At 73.0% G+C, this 7,964-nt stretch carries 6 protein-coding genes; all 6 read left to right on the top strand.

The window, feature by feature from the left end; all coding sequences use genetic code 11:
• Positions 1-2 precede the first annotated feature (2 nt).
• The 6 genes from ACFWY6_RS13735 (at position 3) to ACFWY6_RS13710 (ending at position 7,866) form a co-directional block, all read left to right on the top strand.
• Positions 3-989, top strand: coding sequence for an NADPH:quinone reductase (locus tag ACFWY6_RS13735; protein WP_384688959.1), 987 nt, complete (start codon positions 3-5; stop codon positions 987-989).
• A gap of 96 nt (positions 990-1,085) precedes the next feature.
• Positions 1,086-1,628: an SRPBCC family protein gene (locus ACFWY6_RS13730; RefSeq protein ID WP_384688956.1), complete on the top strand. Its 543-nt coding sequence runs from the start codon at positions 1,086-1,088 to the stop codon at positions 1,626-1,628.
• Between the two features lie 106 nt (positions 1,629-1,734).
• Positions 1,735-3,306, top strand: a complete 1,572-nt coding sequence (locus tag ACFWY6_RS13725; protein ID WP_384688953.1) for a class I adenylate-forming enzyme family protein — start codon at positions 1,735-1,737, stop codon at positions 3,304-3,306.
• 8 nt (positions 3,307-3,314) lie between these two features.
• Positions 3,315-4,505: an FAD-dependent monooxygenase gene (locus ACFWY6_RS13720; protein ID WP_384688950.1), complete on the top strand. Its 1,191-nt coding sequence runs from the start codon at positions 3,315-3,317 to the stop codon at positions 4,503-4,505.
• Positions 4,502-6,478: an FAD/NAD(P)-binding protein gene (locus ACFWY6_RS13715; protein WP_384688948.1), complete on the top strand. Its 1,977-nt coding sequence runs from the start codon at positions 4,502-4,504 to the stop codon at positions 6,476-6,478. Before ACFWY6_RS13720 ends, ACFWY6_RS13715 begins: the two co-directional genes overlap by 4 nt.
• Positions 6,475-7,866 (top strand): lyase family protein, encoded by a 1,392-nt coding sequence (locus tag ACFWY6_RS13710; RefSeq protein WP_384688945.1) that lies wholly within the window; start codon positions 6,475-6,477, stop codon positions 7,864-7,866. Before ACFWY6_RS13715 ends, ACFWY6_RS13710 begins: the two co-directional genes overlap by 4 nt.
• Positions 7,867-7,964 lie beyond the last annotated feature (98 nt).

Here is a 7,964-nt window from a genome sequence, read left to right as displayed (position 1 = left end):
GCATGCAGGCAGCGTACATAGACGATTTCGGGCCGCCCGACGCCATCCGCCACGGCGAACTGCCGCCCCCGGTGCCGGGGCCGACAGACGTCCTGGTCGACACCCTTGCCACCACGGTCAACCCGGTGGACACCTTCATCAGAGCCGGCACCTGGCGGACGGGGGTGGCCTTTCCCTTCGTGGTCGGCCGTGACCTCGTGGGCACCGTCGCCTCGGTGGGGCCCGGTGCGACGGGCTTCGCCGTGGGGGACCGGGTCTGGTGCAACAGTCTCGGACACGAGGGCCGGCAGGGCGCGGCGGCCGAGCGGGCCGTGGTGCCCGTGGACCGGCTGTATCACCTGCCGGACGGCGTGCGGCCGACGGACGCGGCGGCCGTGCTCCATCCGTCGGCCACCGGCCATCTGGCCCTGTTCACCCACGGGCGGCTGAGGGCCGGCGAGACCGTGCTCGTCGCGGGAGCCGCCGGCAACGTCGGCAGCGCGCTGGTCGCCCTCGCCGCCGAGACCGGTGCGCGGGTGCTCGCCACGGCCAGGGCCGAGGACGAGGAGCACTGTCTGCGGCTCGGCGCGACGGCCGTTCTCGACTACCGCGATCCCCGACTCCCCGAGCGCATACGGGAGTTGTCGCCGCACGGCGTCGACCTGATCGTCGACACCTCGGGCCACAACGACATGACGGCCGCCGTCGATCTGCTCGCCTTCCGGGGCCGCATCGTGCTCCTGGCCGGTCTGCGGTCCCGGCCGGTGCTCCCGGTGGGCCCGCTCTACCTCAAGGACGGCTCCGTCACCGGCTTCGTCATATCGCGCGCCACCACCGCCGAACTCGCCGAAGCGGCCCGTACCCTCAACCGGCTGATGGCGGCCGGGCGGTTGCGCGCCCGAGCGGTCGAGGAGCGGCCGCTGAGCACCGCGGCAGAGGCTCATGCCCGGCTGGAGAAGGGGGAGTTGAACGGCAGGCGCATCGTGCTCCTTCCGGACCGGCTGCTCTGATCGCGAAGTCCCCACCTGCCCTGCCGCGGGGCCGACTTGACGGACCCGGAGAGCCGTCGTTGACCCGTCTCGGCTCCGCTGGCCAGGCTTCCGGCCATGACGAATTCCGAAGTCGAACCCGCCACGCTCTTCCAGATCAGTGTCCGGACCGAGGTCGCCGCATCGGCGGCCGAGGCGTACGCGGTCGTCAGCGACCTGCCGCGCTGCGGCGAGTGGAGCACCGAATGCACCGGCGGACGCTGGGTCTTGGGGCAGGCCGCCACCGTGGGCGCCGTCTTCCGGGGCGAGAACCACCGCCCCGAGGACGTCGTCGCCTGGGCGCCCGTCGTGCGCGGCAAGTGGACCACCGAGGCGGAGGTCGTCGCGGCCGAACCCGGCAGCACCTTCCGCTGGGCGATGCGCGACAGCTCGGGCCGCCGCCAGGACAGCGTCTGGGCCTTCGACATCGAGGCCGCGGACCACGGCTGCGTCCTGGTGCACCACTTCCGGATGGGAGCGCCCACCGAAGGCATCCGCGGCATCACCGCCGACATGGACGCCACCGAGCGGCAGCGGTTCTTCGCCGACTGGTCGGCCAAGTTGGACGCCGACATGGCCGCCACCCTGCAGCGCGTCAAGAAGGTCATCGAGGCCGGCTGACCGGCACGCCGCACGACGAAAGGCCCGGAACCCCGACTCCCTTGGCGGTTCCGGATTCCGAACCCCCTGAGTTCTCCGCAGCGACCGGCGAGAGGGTGCACACAACATGCTGCTGCAGCGCATAGCAAACCGTGGAATCAGGCTGGGGACGCTCTTCGACCGTGCCGCGTCCCGGCATCCCACGAACGTCATGATCTTCGACCACGACCTGGACGTGGCACCGGACCTCGGCCGCCGCGCGACCGTCGCGGAAATGGCGGACCTGGTCGCCGAGCAGGCATCGCGGCTCTGGGCGGCCAAGGTACGCCCCGGCGAACGCGTCGTGATCCACAAGTCCGACAGCTTCGACATCACCCTGCTCGCCTGCGCCGCCGCCCGGATCGGCGCGGTGCCGGTGCTGCTCTCCCCCAAGCTCGACGGCGCCACGGTCGCCGAGCTGGTCCGCCGGGCCGACCGGCCCCATCTCCTCACCGACGGCGCCAAGTTGGAGCTTGAACTTCCCGACTCGGTCTTCGACCTGGCGCAGAGCGTGCTGCTCGCCTCCGGCCGGCACGAGCGTGCCGTCGAACTCGCCCGCTTCGCCGGGGCCCGGCGCGTCGACCCGGTCACCATGCCGCCCGACCACCCCACGCTGATCACCCACACCTCCGGGACGACCGGAGTGCCCAAGCTGGCCGTGCACACCGGACGCACGCTCCAGGCGCGCTACCGCCCCCAGCGGATGGCGATCGCGGCCGTCATCCGCAAGCGCGAGACCATCGCGATGCATGTCTCCTTCGTGCACTCGCGGCTGTTCACCGCCCTTGCCATCTCCCTGCTCAACGGCTTCCCCATCGTCGTACTGAACGACTCGGACCCCAAGCGGGCCGCCGACCTCTTCGTGCAGCTGCGCCCCGGCATCCTGGAGGCGCACCCCAACTCCTTCATGCGCTGGGAGGAGTTGGCGGACGACCGGCGCGGTCCGCTGGCCAACGTGAAGCTGTTCAGCAGCACCTTCGACGCCATCCACCCGCGCACCGTCCACCGGCTGCTCCGTGCGTCGCGGCGCAGGGCACCGCTGTTCGGCCAGCTGTACGGGCAGAGCGAGGTGGGTCCCACGGTCGTGCGTGCCTTCACCAGGCGGCACCGGCCGGACGACGACGGGCGCTGCGTCGGCGTGCCCTTCCCCGGGATGACCGACGTCCGCGTGGTCAGCCGCGACGGTCAGCCGCCGTCGGAGCGGAACCCCGGCCACATCGAGGTGCGCAGCGACGGGCGCATCATGACGTACCTGGGTGAATCCGAGCGCTACGCACGGCAGTTGAGCGACGGCTGGTGGCGGATGGGCGACGTGGGCTACCGGACCAAGCGGGGCTGCCTGCATCTGCTCGACCGCGAGGTCGACCTGATCCCCGGCTTCGGCTCCACCCTCGCGGCCGAGGACGCCCTGCTCGCGAAGCTCGACCGGCTCTCCGAGGTGATCATCGTGCCGAGCGAGGACGGCGCCGCCGTACCCGTGGTGTGCACCAAGGACGACGAGCCGGTGAGCCTCGCCGAGTGGCGCAGGGCCGTGGCCGGTCTTCCCGCGATGGCCGACCCGGTGCACTGGCGGCTCGCGGACCTGCCGCAGACCGCGACCACGAAGATCAAGCGTCTCGAACTGGCGAAGCTGCTGACGGCAGCCGCCCAGGCCGAATAGAGGCAGACATGGCGAGGATGATCATCGTCGGGGGCGGTATCGGCGGGCTCGCGGCCGCCGTCGCCGTCGCCCGGCGCGGGCACCACGCGGTCGTACTGGAACGCTCCGCCGACTTCGCCGAGATCGGCGCCGGGATCCAGCTGGCCCCCAACGGCCTGCACGCGCTCGACCGGCTCGGTCTCGGCGAGGCCGTGCGCGACTGCGCGGTGCACATCGACGAACTGCGGTTCATGGACGGGGTGAGCGGCGAGCATGTGACGAGCATGCCGCTCACCGGCGAGTACCGGCGCCGGTTCGGCAGTCCGTACGTCGTCGTGCACCGCGGCGAGCTGTACCGGCTGCTCCTTGATGCCTGCCGTCGCTCGGGCGCGGTCGAACTGCGCGCCGCCAGCCAGGTCACCGGCTACCGCCAGGACGACGCGAGCGCGACCGCCCTGCTGGCGGACGGGACAGGGGTCACCGGTGACGCGGTGATCGGGGCCGACGGGATCAGGTCGGCGATCCGCGGGCAGCTCGTCGGCGACGGCGAACCGCGCGTCGTGGGCATCACCGTGTACCGGACGGTGGTCCCGATGGAGCGGGTCCCCGAGGAGCTGCGGTGGAACGCCGTCACCTGGTGGGCAGGCCCAGGCCGGCACTTCGTGCACTACGCGATCGCCGGCGGCCGCTACCTCAACCTCGCCCCGAGCATCGAGAACGGGGTCACCGAGGCGTTCGCCGGAGTGCCGGTGGCGGCGCCTGAGGTGCACAGCGCCTTCGCCGGTCTCGGCGACACGGCCCGACGGCTGCTTGCCCTGGGCGAGGACTGGAAGTCGTGGTCGCTCGTCGACCGCGATCCGGTGGACCGCTGGACCGACGGACGCGTCGCGCTGCTCGGCGACGCCGCCCACCCGATGCTGCACTACGCCGCCCAAGGCGCCTGCCAGGCGCTGGAGGACGCCGTGCTCCTCGGCGACCTGCTCGACGACCCGGCCGACACGATCGGCGAACGGTTCGAGAAGTACGCCGCCGAACGGCGCGATCACACCGCACGGATCACGCTCGCCGCGCGGGCGAGCACCCGCCTGTGGCACCCCGCTGGGCCCGAAGCGAGAGCGAGGAACGCGATGCTGTCCGCCATGTCCGCGACACAGCTGCACGACCACGTCGCGTGGATGCACTCAGCCCCCGAATCCGGCGCCCGGGGCGTGCGGCCATGAGCGGCGGACATGCCGAAGTGTGCATCGTCGGGGCGGGACCCCGGGGTCTGTGCGTCCTGGAGCGGCTGTGCGCCAACGAGCGCACGGCACCGTCATACGCGTCGGTGACCGTGCACGTCGTCGACCCGGCCGCACCCGGCGCCGGCGCCGTCTGGCGCACGGACCAGTCGCACCACCTGCTCACCAACACCGTGGCCTCGCAGATCACCGTGTTCACCGACGACGACACACGGATCGAAGGGCCCATCGAGCCGGGACCGAGCCTGTACGAGTGGGCCGACGGCGTGGCCCGCTGGGGCGAACCGGACACGTACGACGAGCAGATCCTCGCCGAGGCACGCGCGCTCGGCCCGGACTCCTATCCCACCCGCTCCCTGTACGGCCAGTATCTGCGGGACTCCTTCCGGCGGGTGGCCGCCCGCGCTCCCGAGCACGTCACCGTCCGGGTGCACCGCTCGCGGGCCGTGGCGATGGCGGACACCAGCGGTACGCCCGGTGGACCGCAGGGCGTCCGGCTCGCGGACGGCACCCGGATCCACGACCTGGACGCCGTGGTCCTTGCGCTCGGTCACCTCCCGGCGCAGTTGACGGCCCGTCAGGAACGCACCGCGAGTCTGGCGCGCATCCACCACCTCACCTACGTCACGCCGGCCAACCCCGCCGACGTGGACACGGAGTTCGCCGCACCCGGCGAGCCGGTCCTGCTGCGCGGGCTCGGCCTCAACTTCTTCGACTACATGGCCCTGTTCACCATCGGCCGCGGCGGCGTCTTCGAGCGGACCGGCGACCGTCTGGTCTACCGCCCGTCGGGCCGCGAGCCGCAGCTGTACGCCAGCTCGCGCCGCGGGGTCCCGTACCACGCGCGCGGACAGAACGAGAAGGGCGCGTTCGGCCGCCACACCCCGCGGCTCCTGACACCGCCGGTGATCGCCCGGCTGCGCGGGCGGGCCCAGGAGGGCGAGCGCGTGCACTTCGAGGCGGACGTGTGGCCGCTGATCGCCGCGGAGGTGGAAGGCGTCTACTACGGGACGCTGCTGACCTCGCGCGGCGACGATCCCGAGCCGTTCGTCTCGCGCTACCTGGCCGCGTCGCCACCGCGCCGGGCGGCGCTCCTGGACGAGCACGCCATCGGCGCCGACGACCGCTGGGACTGGGACCGCCTGGCCCGGCCGTGGCTCGGGCACGACTTCGCCGACCGGGAGGAGTTCCACGGCTGGCTGCTCGCCTACCTGCGGCAGGACGCACGGGAGGCGCGGACCGGGAACGTGAGCAGCCCGCTGAAGGCCGCCCTCGACGTACTGCGGGACCTGCGCAACGAAGTGCGTCTTGTGGTCGACCACGGCGGTCTCGAAGGCGGATCCCACCTGAACGAGCTGGAGGCCTGGTACACGCCGCTCAACGCGTTCCTCTCCATCGGCCCGCCGGTCTCCCGGATCGAGGAGATGGCCGCGCTGATCGAGGCGGGCGTCCTGGAACTCACCGGACCCGGCACACAGATCTGGATCGACACCGAAGAAGGGGCCTTCGTCGCACGGTCGTCGTTCGTCCCCGGAGAGCGCGTGCGGTCCCGGCACCTCATCGAGGCCCGGCTGCCGCTGCCCGACGTGCGCCGCACCGCCGATCCGCTGCTGCGGCATCTGCTGATCACCGAGCAGTGCAGCCCCTACCGCATCGACGGCGACTGCGGGGTCAGCCACGAGACTGGTGGCCTCGCCGTCACCGAGCGGCCGTGCCGGGTCGTCGACGGACAAGGCCGCGCGCACCCGCGGCGGTTCGCCTACGGCGTCCCCACCGAGTCGGTGCACTGGGTGACGGCCGCCGGCGTCCGGCCCGGCGTCGACTCGGTGACGCTGGGCGACGCCGACGCCATCGCGCGCGCCGTACTGTCCCTCGCCCCGGCCCGACAGGCCCCCGAGCAGCGGGCCGTGGCCCCTCGCGAAGGCGATACGTCTCTCACGGGAGTGATCGTATGACCGACGCACTCGTCGACGCCGGACTGCTTTCCCCGGTCCGGGCCGGCACACCGGCCGAGGCCGCGGTGTCCGACACGGCCTGGCTGCAGGCCATGCTCGACGCCGAGGCCGCGCTCGCCCGGGCCCAGGCCCGGCTCGGCGCGGTCCCGCACACCGCGGCCGAGGCGATCACCCGGGCCGCCCGCGCCGAGCGGCTCGACCTGCGGGCGATCGCGGTCGGCGCCCGGGAGACCGCCAACCCCGTGGTCGGCCTGGTGCGGGCGCTGACCGACGCGGTCAAGGCCGAGGCCCCGACGGCGGCCGAGTTCGTGCACCGGGGGTCCACCAGTCAGGACGTCTTCGACACGGGCGCGATGCTGGTGGCCCGGCGCACCCTGCGGCTCATCCGGTGCGACCTCGCGGCGACGGCCGAGGCACTGGCACGCCACGCGGCCGAGCACCGCGACACCCCGATGGCGGGACGCACCCTGGCCCTGCACGCGGTGCCGACGACCTTCGGCCTGAAGGCCGCGGGCTGGCGGCAGTCGGTCCTCGACGCCGACCGGCGCCTCGCCGTCGTGGACGCTTCGCTGCCCGTGGCGCTCGGCGGCGCCGCGGGCACCCTCGCCGGCTATCTGGCATCGGCGCGGCTCAGCGGGCCTGCGGCCGATGCCTATCCCGACCGGCTGATCGAGGCGTTCGCCGACGAGACGGGGCTCGCCAGGCCGGTGCTGCCCTGGCACGCCCTGCGCACGCCGATGGCCGACCTGGGCGCGGCCCTGGCGTTCACCGCCGGGGCGCTCGGGAAGATCGCGGTCGATGTGCAGTCCCTGGCGAGGACCGAGGTCGCCGAGGTCGCCGAGCCGGGCGGGCCGGGGCGGGGCGTTTCGTCGGCCATGCCCCACAAGCGCAACCCGGTCCTCGCCACGCTGTTGCGCAGCGCGGCGCTCCAAGTGCCGCCCATCGCCACCGGCCTGACGCAGTGTCTGCTCTCGGAGGACGAGCGTTCCGCGGGCGCCTGGCACGCGGAGTGGCAACTGCTGCGCGAATGCCTCCGCCTGACCGGCGGTTCCGCCCACACGGCGGTGGAGCTGGCCCGTGGCCTGCGGGTGAGCCCCCGGCGGATGCGGGAGAACCTGGGTCTCACCGGTTCCCGGATCGTCGCCGAGCGCGTCGCCGCTGCCCTCGCGCCCCTGCGGGGTGCGGCGGAGGCGAGGAGCCTGCTCGACGGGGCGTCCCGCGAGGCCGAGGAGAGCGGTCGGCCGCTGGCCGAGGTCCTCGGTGCCGTACCCGGTCTCGGGCTCGGCGCCGGGGAGCTCGCGGAGCTGTGCGACCCGACCGGTTACACGGGTGCCGCGGGGCCGCTCGTCGACCGGGCGCTGCGGGCCGCGGCCCCTCCGGCGCCCTGACGGAACGTACGCACCCGAACGCGCCGACGCCAGCTTTATCTTATACACAGCTGACGCGTCCGACGACCATGCAATGGTAGATAACGTTGGTCTCCGTA

The sequence above is a fragment of the Streptomyces sp. NPDC059037 genome (assembly GCF_042740015.1).
Taxonomy (GTDB): Bacteria; Actinomycetota; Actinomycetes; order Streptomycetales; family Streptomycetaceae; genus Streptomyces.
This window is presented reverse-complemented; position numbering and strand designations above follow the sequence as displayed.

Excerpts from the sequence above, each read along its gene's own strand:
- ACFWY6_RS13735 (WP_384688959.1), top strand. The coding sequence starts at position 3 with ATGCAGGCAGCGTACATAGACGATTTCGGGCCGCCCGACGCCATCCGC.
- ACFWY6_RS13730 (WP_384688956.1), top strand. The coding sequence starts at position 1,086 with ATGACGAATTCCGAAGTCGAACCCGCCACGCTCTTCCAGATCAGTGTC.
- ACFWY6_RS13725 (WP_384688953.1), top strand. The coding sequence starts at position 1,735 with ATGCTGCTGCAGCGCATAGCAAACCGTGGAATCAGGCTGGGGACGCTC.
- ACFWY6_RS13720 (WP_384688950.1), top strand. The coding sequence starts at position 3,315 with ATGGCGAGGATGATCATCGTCGGGGGCGGTATCGGCGGGCTCGCGGCC.
- ACFWY6_RS13715 (WP_384688948.1), top strand. The coding sequence starts at position 4,502 with ATGAGCGGCGGACATGCCGAAGTGTGCATCGTCGGGGCGGGACCCCGG.
- ACFWY6_RS13710 (WP_384688945.1), top strand. The coding sequence starts at position 6,475 with ATGACCGACGCACTCGTCGACGCCGGACTGCTTTCCCCGGTCCGGGCC.